Consider the following 16,449-nt stretch of genomic DNA (forward strand, 5'->3'; position numbering starts at 1 on the left):
GAAAAAATGGACTCAGGCAAAGCAAATCCGCCGCTCCACACATTGCTCTAGCTTTTTAACTCTTATTTTATATGACGTTTTATACTGACTTAGCTATATCTCAAATATGAGTTGAAAATTGCTTCTTATATACAAGTAAAGGCCAGTATTTGAATAAATTTTCAAGAGGAAAAATGTCAAATACTGGCCTTTCTTTCTGTGACTAAAAACTTAACAACCCTCTACACATGTAGTAGTAGGTAGTATTTCAAGCTCAGCTGAATATTCATTATCACCTGTTTGTGTACCACAATCTTGAGTGGATTTTGACTCTATTAGTGCATCATCACCAGATACTTCTGAAGATGGGCGTATAGGCCAATCTGCTTGGTTATCGGTTAATGATTGATGAATATCATAAAGACGTGCTTCTATAGTCCCTTCAATACCTAGCAGCTTCCAATCACTATTAAGCCCATAGCTAAGTGACCCTCCGTGTACTTTAGTCTCTAAAGAACCGTCTTTATTCAATAAACCAATAACTTTCCAGGATTCTATAGCGTGGCCGCCTTGAAATCTACCATAACCATCTGCACTAAACTGAAATTTGGCAGCTGCTTTGCAAATAGTTCTTTCTTCATTATCTCCTAAAAGTGCGCGAGAAGTAAATGTTGTTACTTTGTTGACGCCTTTGTTATCGTCGGATGGTTGTTGTGGATTTTGTTCAGAATACGGTTGAAAAACCCCTGCTAAACTCTGCAAATTATACCTTGTCTCAGACACTAAATCGTATCTAAATGAATTAAAAAAATTTTCACGACATTTAGGCTCTATTGGAGCGCCTTCATGTTGAATATCAGTTTCAGTTACTTTTGTCATAGTTACATAAAATATTAATTAAGAAATTTATATCTTCTTTATTGTGGTGAGCACAAAACGAGATTCTGATTTTCTCCTTTTGTGAAGTAGGTGGTCTTATAGCGGATACCACAATACCAGAATCAGCTAAAAAAGCCTTTAGCTCTAATACGTAATTAAACCTATTTTTAACCATTATAGGAATAATATGTGAATTAGAAACTCCTATATCAAAGCCTAAGTTTTTTAACCTTTTTCTTAAAGAAGATGCATTGAATAACAATGCATTCCTTTCTTTATACATATCTTTCATCATTTTCCAAGCCTTATATGCTGCACCAATTATAATTGGTGCAGGTGCTGTTGAGTATATAAATCCCGCTGCTTTATTTATTAAATAGTCTCTTATTATCCTAGGACACGCAACATATGCGCCTGAGCCCCCAAGCGCTTTGCTAAATGTACCCATAATGAGGTGCGGTATGTCATCTAAATTATAATCTGTTGATAGCCCATAGCCATCATTACCTAATATTCCTGTTGCATGAGCTTCATCAATATATAAAAATGTATTGTATTTTCTTGCTATTGAGATGACATCTTGCAGTGGTAATATATCTCCATCCATGCCAAATAATGTTTCCGTGACAATGAATTTATATTTTACTCCTTTATGTTCCTTTATTAGATCTTCTAAATTTTGCATATCATTATGTCTGAATCTTATAAGTTTTGATCTACTCAAAAAGGCGGCCTGGTATAGGCTTGAATGATTTGATCTATCGAAAAATAATACAGGTTCTTGATATGAAAGGGCCTCCTTATTCAAAAGTGCGGAAAGAGCGCTGAAATTAGCTTGAAATCCAGAGCTAAATATTAGGGCGCTCTCGGATTTTTTATCTATAGCTATCTGTGATTCAAATTTTTCAAAAATTTCATGATTGCCAGAAAGGAGTCTAGAGCCACCGGATCCTATGCCTTGTTGGTGCGCCAGCTCTATTGCAAATTCTAAAATTTCTTTATTATTTCTTAAATTTAGATAATCATTTGTAGAAAAGTCAATCAAGCCTTGTTTTGGCTTCTCTATTGATCTATATAATCCACCATCTTGCAGTTTGTTGCAATAGTTCTTATAGCACTCTAACATATTTTATTGCTGAATATACCTTGAAAAAATGGAATGTTAACTCTGCTATGGAAGTTTTTAAGCTGCCATTTTCAGATTTATTATATGAGGCGCAAAAAATCCATAGGGAAAATTTTAAGCCTAACTCTATCCAAATAAGTACGCTACTTAGCATAAAAACTGGTAGTTGCCCAGAAAATTGCTCGTATTGTCCACAATCCGCTCATTATAGCACTAGTGTAAAAAAGAGCTCACTTATGGGTATTGATGAAGTTATAGAAGCTGCAAAAACAGCTAAGGATGCTGGTAGTACAAGGTTTTGTATGGGGGCCGCTTGGAGGGGGCCAAGAAATGATGATCTTGAGGTAGTGTGTCAAATGGTGCGGGAGGTCAAGGCTATTGGTCTAGAAACTTGTGTGACGCTTGGATTACTTAAAGATGGTCAGGCAGAGAAGTTAGCTGAAGCAGGGCTTGATTTTTATAATCATAATATAGATACATCACCTGAATATTATGAGAAAATTATCACAACTAGAAATTTTGAAGACCGCATAGAAACAATTCAGCATGTACAAGATGCTGGTATTAAGGTCTGTTGTGGTGGAATTATAGGCATGGGGGAGACAAATGAAGATAGGGTAAAAATGCTTGTATTTTTGGCAAACCTTAAGATTCAACCTGAATCAGTGCCAATTAATAAATTAGTGAAAGTACCTGGTACACCGCTTGAAGGGCAGGCGGATGTGGACCCTATCGATTTTGTTCGTGTAATATCGCTGGCAAGGATCATGATGCCTAACTCGTACCTAAGGTTATCAGCGGGGAGGGAGCAAATGTCTGAGGAGTTGCAGTCACTTTGTTTCCTTGCTGGCGTGAATTCTATTTTTTATGGAGAGAAGCTTTTAACAGCAAACAATTCACCTTTAGAAAAGGATAAAATATTATTTGAAAAGCTTGGGCTAATAAAGATATAAATATATCCTTTAGTATAAAAGGGATATGGAGCTATCAGAAAAGATTTTGCATAAATCTTCTTGAGATAATGGAGTGTAAATATTAGTATTAGCCTCACTTAATAGATTCATGGTAGCAACTTGTTGAACGAAAGTTATATATATAAGCAAACTGAAGAAAAGTGGCAGTCTTATTGGGCAAGTACCAAAATCTATAAATGGGTTGAAGAGGTAAATAGGGATGATAATTTCGTTATAGATACACCGCCGCCTACTGTTTCAGGCTCATTGCATATGGGGCATATATATAGCTATACGCAAGGTGATTTTATAGCAAGATTTTATAGAATGCTTGGTTATTCAGTCTTTTACCCGATAGGCTTTGATGATAATGGTCTTCCCACAGAGAGGTTGATTGAAAAGATAAAGGGAATAAGAGCTCATGAACTATTAAGAAATGAATTTATAAAAATTTGCCAAGAAACAATTATAGAATTTGAAAAAGAATTTGAGTGTGTATTTAGATCAATAGGGATTAGTTTTGATTGGGATAATAAGTATCAAACTATAAGTGAGCATACACAAAAAATATCGCAAATGTCATTCTTAGATCTATATAAAAAAGGCTTATTATATAGAAGTTATAATCCTACATTTTGGGATTATGTTGATGGAACCGCAATAGCTCAGGCAGAAATAGAAGAAAAAGAAAGGAAGGGTATTATCTATGAAATAGGGTTTGATACAGAATTAGGTGAAAAGATATCAATTGCAACAACAAGGCCAGAATTAATTTCTGCATGTAGCGCTATATTTGTGCACCCAGATGATAGTAGGTTTAAGAGATTTATTGGAAAATTAGCAATAACACCAATTTTCGGGGATAGAGTAGATATAAAGGCAGATGAAGATGTAGATATGGAAAAAGGAACTGGTGCTGTGATGTGCTGCACATTTGGTGATATACAGGATATAAAATGGTGGAAAAGGTATAATCTTAAGCTTAATAACCATATAGATAAGCATGGAAGGCTGCAGAATGCAAAACAGTTCTCTGGAATGAAAATAAATCCGGCTAGAGAGGAGATTGTTAAAGAATTAGAAAGATCTTCTTTTATAGCAAGCAAGAAGAGTGTGGATCAAATTGTTAAATGTGCAGAGCGTTCTGGATCTATATTGGAAATAATACCAACGAATCAATGGTATATAAAGACAATGGAATATTCTAATCAGCTATTGAATAAGGCTGCAGAATGCTCCTGGCATCCAGAATATATGAAAATAAGACTAGATAATTGGATTAATGGTCTTAATCAGGATTGGTGCATATCAAGGCAAAGGTATTTTGGTATACCATTTCCTGTTTGGTACTCTAAAAGAATAGGTGAAGAAGGAAAGGTAATAGTTGCAGAATTTAAGGATTTGCCTATTGATCCAATGCAAAAGGCACCTACCGGATATACTATGGAGGAGGTAGAGCCTGAAAAAGATGTTATGGATACATGGGCTACTAGCGCTTTAACACCACAAATATCAAGTTTTGGAATTACTAATAACTTGGCAATCAATCCTGAGAGGCACAAAAAATTGTTTCCCGCTGATTTAAGAATACAGGCGCATGAAATAATAAGGACATGGGCATTTGCCAGTATTGTAAAAGCTTTTCATCACCAAAATACTATACCGTGGAAAAATGTTATGATTAGTGGGTGGTGTCTTGCAAATGATAAGACAAAAATGAGTAAATCAAAAGGAAATGTCATAACACCACAATCACTTATTCAAGAAAAGGGTGCGGATGTAATAAGGTACTGGGCCTCTAATTCCAAATTAGGTTCTGATATAATATATTCTGAGGATGCATTTAAGGCTGGTAAAAAATTAATCAATAAACTTTGGAACGTAGCAAAATTTTTAAACATTCATATCTCTAATTTAAATGAGCGGCCAAAAATTGATAGAGTAAATCAGACGCTGGATTTATGGATTTTACATTCATTAGACCAAGTTTTAGAGTTTGTTACATCTAGTATGAAAAGCTTTGAATATTCCTCTGCAAGAAGTAAAATTGAGTATTTTTTCTTCACAACATATTGCGATAACTATATAGAGTTAGTGAAAAAGAGGTTATATGCAAAATTAGGTGCTCAATCCGATAGCGCTGTTTATACTATGTGGTTTTCATTTCTTAATATATTGAAGATGTTTGCTCCATTTATTCCACATATCACGGAAGAGCTATACCACTCTATTTATAGTAATGAAGGAGTCTCAATACATGAAAGAGGCTCATGGCCAAAAGCGCTTCTTCACAATGATGCAAAAATTGTTCTTGCTGCAGGTGAGCATTCAATGGGGATTATTGAGATGATTAGAAAGTTTAAATCAGAGCATAATATGCCACTTAGTGCCGAATTAAGTAAATTAACAATTTCTGGACTTCTAGATGATTCAGTAGTTTTAGATATAAAAAATGCTTCAAATGCAAAAGAAGTAGTCTTTAATCATTCTGAAAAAGTTTCAGTTAAAATAGAATGAGTTATTTTATTCAATTAACTGCCTTTATACTAACCTCTTGTTTATTTTATGAATCAGCATTTTCCCTACATGTTCCAAGATTTGTAACTCTTAAATCTAATATAACCAATCTTAGAGTTGGGCCTGGAATGCAATATCCTATCAAGGCTACGTATGAATGTAAGAACATGCCACTGATAGTTATAGATGAACAAGATGGTTGGATAATGGCAAAGGATGTAGATAATAAGGAGGGGTGGGTTCATTCAAGTGGAATAAAGAGTGCTAGATTTGCTATAACTACTGCAAATGGTAAGATATCCCTTTATAGATTACCAAAACAGAATGCAAGGATTATGTCCATTTTGGAAAAAGGGCTCATCATGCAAGTAAAAAAATGCAATAAAGATTGGTGCTTATTATATGACGAAAATATAAAGGGCTGGATTTTAAAAACTAATATATGGGGGGTTTTTAAGGATGAGGTATTTGGAAAGGGATTACAGTAACATTTAGAACTTATTTAAGTATAGCTTGAATTTATTTGAGTAATTTGATCTCTATTATATATACTATATCAGAACCTAATTTGGAGTTAGATGCCTAGTATCTTATTTTTTGCTATAATGATTGCATAATGAGTTATTTAGCAATACTCAAGGATAACTAAAGTGTTTTCAAGATGTAACTTTTTTATGGCGATCTAGCTATATAGCTATATTTAGAAAGAAGGTTATTGTAACAATAACCTTCTGGTGCTGTATAATTTTATTATATTATTCTAATGAATATCTAAGGAATCATTAGAATGAAATTCATGTAAAGGATCACAATTATGATCATCCATATCTGCATATTTTGTTATACCTGCGCAGCACTGATTTATACTTGCTTCTTTTAGATGAGGAATGCTTTTTTCAGCAAGCATATCTAACACTCCTGATTTAAGAGCTAATTCTAGACGGGATTGAAGTAGATTGAAATCATAAGCGCTCTTACTTTTAGAATATTCAAGAAATAAAAGAAGCGAATCTTTATCAAGCGCGCCTAACACCCCAGATTTAAGAGCTGATTCTAGACGGGATTGAAGTAGATTGAAATCATAAGTGCTCTTACTTTTAGAATATTCAAGAAATAAAAGAAGCGAATCTTTATCAAGCGCGCCTAACACCCCAGATTTAAGAGCTGATTCTAGACGGGAGTTAAATCGATTAAAATCATAAGCGCACATTGAGGTAGCATTTTGAATAATGAATCCAAGTGGTGTTAATTCTTTTTGAATTTGCATGCAAAAAACAACTTTAATAAAGTAGATGGGTTGAATTATAACATAGTAATCAAAGACTTGTATATAAAAAACAATCAATAACTCAGCCTGCTCTTTATCTGAATAATAATAGAGAGTCTCATTAGTTATGATAGAATTTCATATATAATCATATCATTTCTCTAATAACTTCTTCATCTACTATTCTTATTCCCAACTTCTTAGCCTTTTCTAGCTTTGATCCGGGCGACATCCCAACTATTAACATATCCGTATTACTAGAAATACCAGCCATGATCTTAGCGCCATTATTCTTGATTATTTCAGTCAGCTTATCTCTACTTATAGAAAATGTTCCTGTAATAACAACCTTCTTTCCATATAATTGACTATGCTTACTTATCTTATTTTTCTGTATATTAAAGTGCGAAGCTAGCTCTGTAATGTATGCTTGGTTATCATTCAAATACTCTCTGAGTGATGATGCAACAACATCCCCTAGAATATTTTGTAATATTTGAAGCGAACTTTGAGATAATTCCTCTATTGTTTCAAAGTGAGCTGCTATAGTTTCCGCATTAACTTGTCCAACATTTTTAATTCCAAGTGAATATATAAATCTTGATATTGTAATATCTCTTGCAGATTCTATAGATAATAAAATATTATTTATTGATTTTTCTCCAAACCCCCTTAATTCACGCAACATATACTTTTTAAGATTCATTATATCTATAGGTGTTTTTATAATATTACGCCTAAATAAATCCTCTATCTGCTTTGCACCCAACCCTATAATATTAGCAGCTTTCTTAGAGGCAAAATGCTTTATAGATTCTATTACCTGTGATTCACACCTAGATCCTGCTATACATCTGATAATGATATCTCCATCTTTAATTAATGACCCTAAGCAGCATGGGCACTTTTCTGGCATATTAAAAACTTTGCTATCCGGCTCTCTAAGCTCATGCTTAGATGAAGAGATATATGGTATTACATCCCCTGCCCTTTCTACAATAACGTAATCACCTATTCTTATATCTTTTCGTGTGATTTCGGCCATATTATGAAGAGTGGCTCTGGATATTATGGAGCCACCTATGTTTATGGGCTCAAGCTCTGCAACTGGCGTTAAAACACCTGTTCTGCCAACCTGTATTGTTATATCATTCAATTTTGTAATAGCAGATTGAGAGGAGAATTTATGTGCAATAGCCCACCTTGGGGCTTTATTAGTGTTACCTAAATCATTTTGTAAACTTATATCATTTACCTTATATACAAGGCCATCTATTCCATAACAAAGAGAGCTCCTCTTATTTTCCATCAATGTATAATAGGCTTCCAGCTCTTCAATTGAGCTACATACAGATGAATTATTGCTAGTTATGAATCCTAAATTCTTTATAAATGAGATTACCTCACTATGCTTTTGACCACTCTCCAAAAATGCTTGCCATGCTATATACTTTAAATTCCTCTTTTTTGTAATAGCCGGATCAAGCTGCCTCAATGAGCCAGCTGCAGCATTTCTTGGATTAGCGAATAACATCTCCCCATCTTCTTGCCTTTGATAATTTAACTTCTCAAATTCTGTATTTTCCATATATACCTCTCCCCTAACCTCAAGATCCTCAAAAAATGGTATTTCTATCGGCATAGAGTGTATTGCCTTAATATTTTCCGTTATTTCTTCACCATATCTTCCATCACCTCTAGTAACTGCCCTTGATATTTTTCCTTTAGAATAAATTATCGAAAATGATAAACCATCTACCTTTGGGTCACAAAATAGTTCAGGAAAAAAATCTATGCCTAATATTTTTTGCCCCCTTTTGATAAAGCTCTCCACTTCATTAAAAGAAAATGCATTATCAAGAGATAGCATCCCTCTTAAATGCTTAGTTTTATTAAACTTTTTATCTACTTCACCAGAAACTCTATCTAAAACACTTGAATGTTCATGTAGGATTTTTAATCTCTTACATAGTTCATCATATTCTTGATCACTTATCTCTGGTGAATCAAGATTATAATAAAGGTGATTGTGCCTCTCTATTTCTTTTTCAAGCGCCTCTATTTCTTCTTTTCTTCTATTTTGCATATTATTTTTTTTATATTCTCTTTTATCCAATGGTTATCAGATATACTAAACCCCCCAGCCTGAGCCATCAACTTACTTCCACCGCCTTTTCCAGCAGTATTCTTTATGCATTCTCCCAATACATCAGCAGCAGATACAAGGGCAGAATAAGAAAAGATACACATAGTGCTATCCTTTATAAGTAAAACTACAATAGAATCTTTAGACCTCATATGATCTAGAGCTAACTTTAAATCAATAAATTGATCTGTTTCAATTATAGTAAAATATACATGATTCAATTTTTCAAATGAGGCTGTGGCATAAAGCTGCTTTATTTTGAATATAGATAATTCATTTTCAAGAATGCCATTCTTTTGCTTTAAGTTCTTTATTTCATCCAACAACCCCTCTTCTTTAGTTTTTAAAAAATCAGCAATCTTTTTTATAGAGCTACTCTTATTACTTAAAAATTCAAAAGCAATTTCACCAGTTAGCGCTTCTATTCTTCTTATACCAGATGCAATAGCCTCCTCTGATACTATCTTAAATAGCCCTATATCGCCCGTTCTATTTACATGAGTTCCACCACAAAGCTCAATAGAATCACCCATTGCTATAACTCTGACTTCATCACCATACTTTTCACCAAATAATGCTTGAGCACCTCTTTCAATAGCTTTTTGTTTTTGCATAAAATCAATAGATACCTGGCAATTTGCTACTATATGTTCATTTACTACTTTTTCTATCTGAAGTATAACACCCTCCGGTAGTTTGCTATTGTGAGCAAAATCAAATCGTAATTTAGACTCATTAACCAATGAGCCTTTTTGCACAACATGTTGGCCGAGAATATCTTTAAGAGCCTTATGTAAAATATGAGTCGCTGAGTGATTTGCTTTTATCTTATTCCTCCTCTTTATATCAACATGTAGATTGAGTACATCACCAATCATTACGCTATCATGCAAAAGGACTTTGTGTATAAAAAGATCATTACCACCATTTTGTACATCAAGCACACTGTGTATACCTGCCACTCCTGTATCTGCCACCTGGCCGCCAGATTCTGCATAAAATGGGGTTTGATTAAATATTATAAAAACCTCACCACCTTGTGCACTCTCCACTCTTACGCCATCTTTTACAATACCCAAGATATCAGCTGTACACTCGTATCTTTCATATCCACAAAAATTTGTTGGCACTAGCGAATACTCAAACCAAATTTTATCCTGCATACTTTCTCCAGAACCTTTCCAAGAGCTCCTTTGCTTTTGTTCAAGCATTGCTTCTTCAAATCTCTTCTCATCTACAGATATATTATGCTGTAGTAAAAAATCTTTTGTTAAATCAAGCGGGAATCCATATGTATCATATAAAAGAAAGGCCTTATCACCACTTAAAATACCACCACTAGATATTTTAGATATTTCTCCTTCTATAATTCTCATACCCCTTGATAATGTTTCTGAAAACCTTTCTTCCTCATCGTGAAGTGTGGATTCTATCAAGGCCTGCGCCCTTTTTATCTCAGGATAGGCTCTGTGCATCTCTTCTATTAAGATATTTGATAGCGCAGAAAGTATATTGCCTTCGTATCCAAGCGAATGTACATGTCTCATTGCTCTTCTTATTATTCTTCTGAGCACATAGCCCCTTCCTTCATTACTTGGTAAAATTCCGTCTGCTATTAAAAACACAGAAGATCTAAGGTGATCTGCTATAACTCTATGAGATGGGCTGCCAAGTTTATTTTTTATGATGCTATACGAAGCATCAATCAATCTCTTAAATAAATCTATCTCATAATTACTATTAACCCCCTGCATAACTGCTGAAATTCGCTCAAGTCCCATTCCAGTATCAATAGCAGGATTTGGCAACACTTCTCTCTTACCGTTGATATCCTGGTTATATTGCATAAACACAATATTCCAAATCTCTATATACCGATCCCCATCTTGATTTATTGAACCAGGTAACCCACCTTCATATTTATTACCATGATCATAAAATATCTCACTGCATGGGCCACATGGTCCTGTATCACCCATAGACCAAAAATTGTCAGACGTTGATATATCTATTATTTTATTATCTGAAAATCCACTAACCTTTTTCCATATTGTCTTTGCTTCATTATCTTCGCTAAAAACCGTTACATATAATTTTTCTTTATTAAGGTTTAATTCTTGTATTAGAAAATTCCAGGCAAGAAGAATAGCTTGTTCTTTAAAATACGCACCTTGAAATGCAAAATTTCCAAGCATCTCAAAAAATGTATGATGCCTTGCGGTATAACCTACATTCTCTAAGTCATTATGTTTCCCACCAGCCCTTACACATTTTTGACTTGTTGTTACTTTGCTAAATTGCGGTTTATCCAAGCCTGTAAAATAATTTTTAAACTGCACCATCCCAGAGTTTACAAACATCAGTGATGGATCATTATGTGGAATAAGTGGAGAGGATTCCACTATCACATGGTCATGTTTTTTAAAATATCTTAAAAAGCTTTCTCTAATATCATTTAATTTCATAACTTAGATATATATCCTTTAGGCTATATGGGATGATATATATAAAATGAGCCCAATCAAGAGGAAGGATAGATACATGTATATCAAATAATCTTGTGGAGTAATATAAACGCAGCATTACTACCAACATCACTTAATCACACTAGTAATTTCTCAACACCTCCAAGCTTTATTAATATTTATTTCGATAATTTATAAAATGAATTAAGAAAGAGCCATTTTATGCTTAGATAAGATGGGATTATCAAATCAGTAAAGTTATGTAAAATACTTAATTTTCAAATCTAAATTTATAAGCAGAGGATTATACAGTTTACTTGAATATATTTTTATATATGATCCACACATATCTGTTCAATTTTGAATTATAAGTGAATGCGCGGCAGAAAAGTAGATTTAGATAAGCTGCAAAAATTGCAAAAAGCTATTACTGCTAGAATAGAAAAGGCAAAGAAGCAAAAAGATAAAAAAGAAAAAGAAGATGATATAAGGAGGGGTGAATTAATAGGTGCATTCTATCTAAAAAAGCTTAAGGCCGAGGGGGGCGTGGAACAATTAGCCGTACAAATGGATGAGTTTTTAACCAAAAAAAAGGATAGGGAATTATTTGGACTATCTGCCAAAGGTAGCAAAGTAGAGTAGCATATATTAATTATATTAAACTGTTTATGAGTGGAACTTAGTTGTATCTGGTTTTTTATATGACAAAAAGTACATCAGGTATCTTGCTAAAGTTACTTAATATCTCTTTATTTATTACCACATCTTTTCTTTTTAAGAGCTTATCTTGGTATTTTGGTGTGCCTGAGATGTGTTTTGTTGCCATGATACTAGGCTCTATTCTTACATTCCCTATTGCATTAAAAGTTGGGTTTTCCATGAAATCTTCATGGCTTCTTTATTTGTTTAGGGCATTTGCAAATGCTTTAGGTATAACTACTTGGATCTATGCAATAAGCAAAATAGGAATAAATGAAGCAAGCGCTATCAGTTATATTACACCAATTATAACAACAATTCTTGGAATATTAATATGTAAAGAACGGCTTAACTATAAATATATAATAGCTACTCTAACAGGCTTTATAGGCGTTTATATATCACTAAAACCGTCTTTTAATATTGGCTTTGTTGGCGCCGCATCAATAATTATCTCATGTTTTTCATGGGCTTTTCACGATATAATTTGTAAAAAACAATCCGGAACTGAGCATAGTATTGTTCAAGCTTTTCACTCTTTTTGGATAGGCATAATCTTTTTAGCCCCTGTTGCATTATATAATGCACGATTTGGGCATTATATCTCACATTACTATATACTCACCTGCATAGCGGTACTCTCTACTATAAATGTAGTAGTTATATTTTTAGCGTATAAATTTGCCCCCATAACATTATTAATGCCATTTTCTTACTGTAGATTTCCAATTACCTGTATTGTAACATATGTATTGTATGGCTATACTCCATCATTGGAAAGTATAATAGGCTCTTGCATAATAGCCTGTTCATCGATATTTGTATTTTTGCAACGTAAAAAGAATTCTTGAAATGTTTAACAGTATCTCCTCTGGTATAAGTTCCATATTTAACAAGTTCCTCTCACGTGGCCTTCTGACAGATAGAGAGATAGAGCAATTTTTGAGTGATATTAGGATAATTCTTTTAGAATCTGATGTTTCTTTGAGTGCAACTAAAGCTCTTGTATCAAGTTTGGAGGAAAAAATTGGATCATCAAATATAAAAAAGAGTATCTCACCTGGTAAGGTTTTGATGGGTTTATTTCAAGAGGAACTTCATAAACTTATAGGTGCTTTTTCTACATTAAAAATATCAGAGAAAAATACTGTCATAATGTTAGTGGGCTTGCAGGGTTCTGGGAAAACTACAACAGCTGCAAAACTTGCTTCGTTGATAAAAAAGAAGAATCAAAATAAAAATATCAAGATGGTTTCTCTTGATACAACAAGACCAGCTGCTATGGAGCAATTAGCAAAACTAGGAAATGATAATGCTATAGAAGTCTTGTCATATAAAAATTATAAATCACCAATAGATATTGCCAAAGCAATAGAACTTGCTCCTAATGATATATTAATTGTTGATACAGCAGGAAGGATGCAAGTAGATGAATCACTAATGCATGAGCTCAACTTAATTAAAGGGATACTAAAGCCATGTGAGACGATTTTAGTTTCGGATATAATGATTGGTCAAGAGGCCTTAAACATAGCAAGCTCGTTTAATTTTGAAGTAGGATTGTCTGGTATAATTTTTACTAAGATGGATAGTGATGCAAAGGGCGGGGCTGCGATAAGTATGACGTATGATACAAAGCTCCCTATTAAGTTCCTTTGTTCAGGCGAGGCTAATATGGATATTTACGAATTCCACCCAGATAGAATAGCTTTACGAATAATGGGTTCTGGTGATGTAGAATCTTTAAGGGAAAGCATTGAAGGTATAACCAATGAACAGGAGTCTGAAGTATTAGTGAAGCGTATTAAGGAGGGTAAATTTGATTTTACCGATATGTTATCACAACTACAAGGAATGAAAAAAATGGGTGGCGTTGCCTCAATATTAGGTATGCTCTCTGGTAATGTGGCAGCAAAGATTAATACAAAAGAATTAAAAAATAAGTTGTTGAGGCAAGAAGCTATGATACGATCAATGACCAAAAAGGAAAGGATGTATCCCGCTATAATAAATGGTTCCAGAAAAAAGCGTATAGCACTTGGGTCTGGTGTTAGTATAGTTGAAATAAATAGACTTATTAAACAATTTTTATCTATGCAATCTATGTTCAAAAAATTTGGTAAATTACCAAATAGTCAGATTTTAAAAATGATAAAGAGTGGTGGGCTCATATGATAAAAAAAGAATCTAAGTTAATTGAGGAACAAGAAAAAAGAAAAGAGGAGCTCTCTAAAGCGCTAAGACTTAATTTAGCACGTCGTAAAAAGAAATTGGATAATAAAAAAGAAGGTAATTGATTCTTATGGTTAAAATTATATTAAAAAGATTTTTATTGCTAATCGTATTGAGTCTATGTGCATGCAGTAAAAGAACTGAGAAAGTTGGTTCATTTATATCGGATAGAGAAATATCAAGTATAATAAGGGGGGTTACCACAAAAAATGATATATATGCTCGTTTTGGCCCCCCTACAATAGATGATGAGGGGTTTCTTTATCTCGGCATTTTATCTGAAACAGGGCCATTGACCAGAAGGAGGGCCGCTAAATGTTACATTACTTACTTTAAATTTGATGATGATGATTTGGTATCTGATATAGCACAATATGAAAAGGATAAACTATATACATATAAAGTTTCACAATATGTTACTGATATGAAATCAAGGGGTGATAAAACTTTTTCAAATTTTATTGCTGGTATTGTGCATGATAAAAGTAAGCTAAAGTCTAAGAGGGTAGCTAAAACCTCACCTTCTACAATAAGATAGTTTATTAATTTTATTATGCTAAATTAGCATAATAAGTGTTTTTCTGTTGTTATATATTTACGCTTTTTTCTTTTATTTCAAAATGCTCTGCTCAGATTATTTACCGTTTTTACTAAAAGTTATAACCATTCTTATCGCTGCTATAATTTTTTTGGTTGTAATGAATATACTCAAAAAGAAAAAAGAGAATAATGGGCTAATAATCAAAAATTTAGCAGAGAAGTTTTATAAGATTAAGCTAAAAATGGCTAAAAATGTATTTGAAAAGAAAAAGTTTAAAGAGCTAGCAGACTCTATTAAATTCAAGATTAAAAATATAGATAAAAATGCACCAAAGACATTTGTACTAAATTTTAATGGAAATATTAAGGCAACTGCCGTTGATTCTCTAAAACGTGAAATTACTGCCATTCTCTCTGTGGCATCTAAAGATGATAAGGTATTTTTAATTTTAGAATCCCCTGGTGGAACAATAATTGGCTACGGTCTTGCATCCGCAGAACTTTCTAGAATAAGAAGTGCTGGCATAGAGTTGATTATATCTGTTGATAAAGTGGCAGCAAGTGGTGGATATATGATGGCATGTATTGCTAATAAAATTATCGCAGCTCCATCCGCTATAATTGGATCTATAGGTGTTATTGCACAAACTCCAAATTTTAACAGATTTTTAAATGAAAAGGGTGTGGATTTTGAGCAAATAACATCTGGTAAATATAAGAGAACAGTGACAATGTTTGGCAAAAACACAGACGAAGACAGACAAAAACTCAAATCAGAATTAGATGAGATGCATGAGGTTTTTAAAGATATGATAAAATTTCATCGCCCTATAGTGGATATAGAAAAGGTTGCTACTGGTGAATATTGGTTAGCAATAAAGGCAAAAGAATTAATGCTAGTTGATGAATTAATTACGAGCCAAGATTACTTAATGAAATTATATGATAATGGAGAAGTTGTTTACTCAGTACAGCAGAAAGGGAAAAAAACTAATGTAATAAAAAAATTCTCTAATGTTTGTGATGTATTAATGGAGAGGTTACAGAATTTCAGCATAAATTAGCAATATTGAATAAATATAGATTTTAGAAATTTCTTGGAGCCTATTTTGAAAGTACTATGAGCATAAGATGAGCATGTCTTCACACTTATGTTCATAAGTCATAACTTACTTTATTTCTTTGCTACCATTTTTTTTAGCTTATCCACTTTATCATCCTTTCCTACCCCTTCTTTATCAGCACTCTAGCTATATACGCACTATTACCTTTAATTCCTATTTAATCTCGGCGTATCTTTCACTATAGACTCTTTTTAGCTCTTTTGCAATTGATCTATATGTTTCTATCTCTCATCCTCTTAATCTCATATTATCATTTAAAATTACATTGATAAAATTGCTAGGTCCATGGCTTGCTCTAAGCTAGTGACATTATGTAGTAATTCTGGTATCTTAACCTTCATATTGCCCAATACTTCTCTATAGGATTTAAATCAGGAGAATACGGAGGCAGGAATAGCATTTTGCATCTATATTCTTATACTATTTTTTGTGTTGGAGCTGATTTATGAAAGCTAGCGTTATCTAAAATTAATACATGTCCAGGTCCTAAACTTAGGAGCAATTCCTGCTTTAACCAGATAT

14 protein-coding genes and 1 pseudogene are annotated in these 16,449 nt (G+C 33.3%); 9 read left to right on the forward strand and 6 right to left on the reverse strand.

The window, feature by feature from the left end; all coding sequences use genetic code 11:
• Window positions 1-210: 210 nt before the first annotated feature.
• Both Cyrtocomes_RS02520 and Cyrtocomes_RS02525 read right to left on the reverse strand, forming a co-directional pair.
• Complete coding sequence (locus Cyrtocomes_RS02520; protein WP_322497639.1) at window positions 211-858, reverse strand: hypothetical protein; 648 nt, start codon at window positions 856-858, stop codon at window positions 211-213.
• Window positions 842-1,984: an aminotransferase class I/II-fold pyridoxal phosphate-dependent enzyme gene (locus Cyrtocomes_RS02525; RefSeq protein ID WP_322497640.1), complete on the reverse strand. Its 1,143-nt coding sequence runs from the start codon at window positions 1,982-1,984 to the stop codon at window positions 842-844. The genes Cyrtocomes_RS02520 and Cyrtocomes_RS02525 overlap by 17 nt, the downstream gene beginning before the upstream one ends.
• 20 nt (window positions 1,985-2,004) lie before the next feature.
• Here Cyrtocomes_RS02525 and bioB point away from each other — a divergent pair, with 20 nt between their 5' ends.
• From bioB to Cyrtocomes_RS02540, 3 genes are all read left to right on the forward strand, one after another.
• The gene (gene bioB / locus Cyrtocomes_RS02530) at window positions 2,005-2,937 is read left to right on the forward strand and encodes a biotin synthase BioB (protein ID WP_322497641.1); all 933 of its coding nucleotides are present in this window, start codon (window positions 2,005-2,007) and stop codon (window positions 2,935-2,937) included.
• Between the two features lie 120 nt (window positions 2,938-3,057).
• The gene (locus Cyrtocomes_RS02535; protein WP_322497642.1) at window positions 3,058-5,454 is read left to right on the forward strand and encodes a valine--tRNA ligase; all 2,397 of its coding nucleotides are present in this window, start codon (window positions 3,058-3,060) and stop codon (window positions 5,452-5,454) included.
• Window positions 5,451-5,942, forward strand: a complete 492-nt coding sequence (locus Cyrtocomes_RS02540) for an SH3 domain-containing protein (protein ID WP_322497643.1) — start codon at window positions 5,451-5,453, stop codon at window positions 5,940-5,942. The genes Cyrtocomes_RS02535 and Cyrtocomes_RS02540 overlap by 4 nt, the downstream gene beginning before the upstream one ends.
• Before the next feature lie 272 nt (window positions 5,943-6,214).
• Here the strand turns inward: Cyrtocomes_RS02540 and Cyrtocomes_RS02545 are convergent, their stop codons facing one another.
• The 3 genes from Cyrtocomes_RS02545 to alaS form a co-directional block, all read right to left on the reverse strand.
• Entirely contained in the window at window positions 6,215-6,721 is a 507-nt protein-coding gene (locus Cyrtocomes_RS02545; protein ID WP_322497644.1) for a hypothetical protein, read from the reverse strand.
• Window positions 6,722-6,869: 148 nt separating this feature from the next.
• A complete protein-coding gene (gene ligA / locus Cyrtocomes_RS02550; RefSeq protein ID WP_322497645.1) occupies window positions 6,870-8,807 on the reverse strand; it encodes an NAD-dependent DNA ligase LigA in 1,938 nt (645 codons plus the stop codon).
• Window positions 8,780-11,332, reverse strand: a complete 2,553-nt coding sequence (gene alaS / locus Cyrtocomes_RS02555; RefSeq protein ID WP_322497646.1) for an alanine--tRNA ligase — start codon at window positions 11,330-11,332, stop codon at window positions 8,780-8,782. The genes ligA and alaS overlap by 28 nt, the downstream gene beginning before the upstream one ends.
• A gap of 375 nt (window positions 11,333-11,707) precedes the next feature.
• Between alaS and Cyrtocomes_RS02560 the strand changes: the two genes are divergently transcribed.
• From Cyrtocomes_RS02560 to sohB, 6 genes are all read left to right on the forward strand, one after another.
• Window positions 11,708-11,974: a hypothetical protein gene (locus Cyrtocomes_RS02560; RefSeq protein ID WP_322497647.1), complete on the forward strand. Its 267-nt coding sequence runs from the start codon at window positions 11,708-11,710 to the stop codon at window positions 11,972-11,974.
• A 59-nt stretch (window positions 11,975-12,033) separates the two neighbouring features.
• On the forward strand, window positions 12,034-12,882 hold the full coding sequence (locus Cyrtocomes_RS02565; RefSeq protein ID WP_322497648.1) for a DMT family transporter: 849 nt from the start codon (window positions 12,034-12,036) through the stop codon (window positions 12,880-12,882).
• Window positions 12,851-14,206: a signal recognition particle protein gene (locus Cyrtocomes_RS02570; protein ID WP_322497649.1), complete on the forward strand. Its 1,356-nt coding sequence runs from the start codon at window positions 12,851-12,853 to the stop codon at window positions 14,204-14,206. The genes Cyrtocomes_RS02565 and Cyrtocomes_RS02570 overlap by 32 nt, the downstream gene beginning before the upstream one ends.
• Complete coding sequence (locus Cyrtocomes_RS02575; protein WP_322497650.1) at window positions 14,203-14,328, forward strand: hypothetical protein; 126 nt, start codon at window positions 14,203-14,205, stop codon at window positions 14,326-14,328. The genes Cyrtocomes_RS02570 and Cyrtocomes_RS02575 overlap by 4 nt, the downstream gene beginning before the upstream one ends.
• Window positions 14,329-14,333: 5 nt before the next feature.
• Window positions 14,334-14,801, forward strand: a complete 468-nt coding sequence (locus tag Cyrtocomes_RS02580; protein ID WP_322497651.1) for a hypothetical protein — start codon at window positions 14,334-14,336, stop codon at window positions 14,799-14,801.
• A gap of 82 nt (window positions 14,802-14,883) precedes the next feature.
• A complete protein-coding gene (gene sohB, locus Cyrtocomes_RS02585) occupies window positions 14,884-15,867 on the forward strand; it encodes a protease SohB (RefSeq protein WP_322497652.1) in 984 nt (327 codons plus the stop codon).
• Between the two features lie 406 nt (window positions 15,868-16,273).
• Here sohB and Cyrtocomes_RS06120 read toward each other — a convergent pair.
• Window positions 16,274-16,449 (reverse strand): annotated as a pseudogene (locus Cyrtocomes_RS06120) (transposase); the annotation flags it as partial.

Origin of the sequence: Candidatus Cyrtobacter comes (assembly GCF_034470605.1) — a bacterium.
GTDB lineage: Bacteria > Pseudomonadota > Alphaproteobacteria > Rickettsiales > Midichloriaceae > Cyrtobacter > Cyrtobacter comes.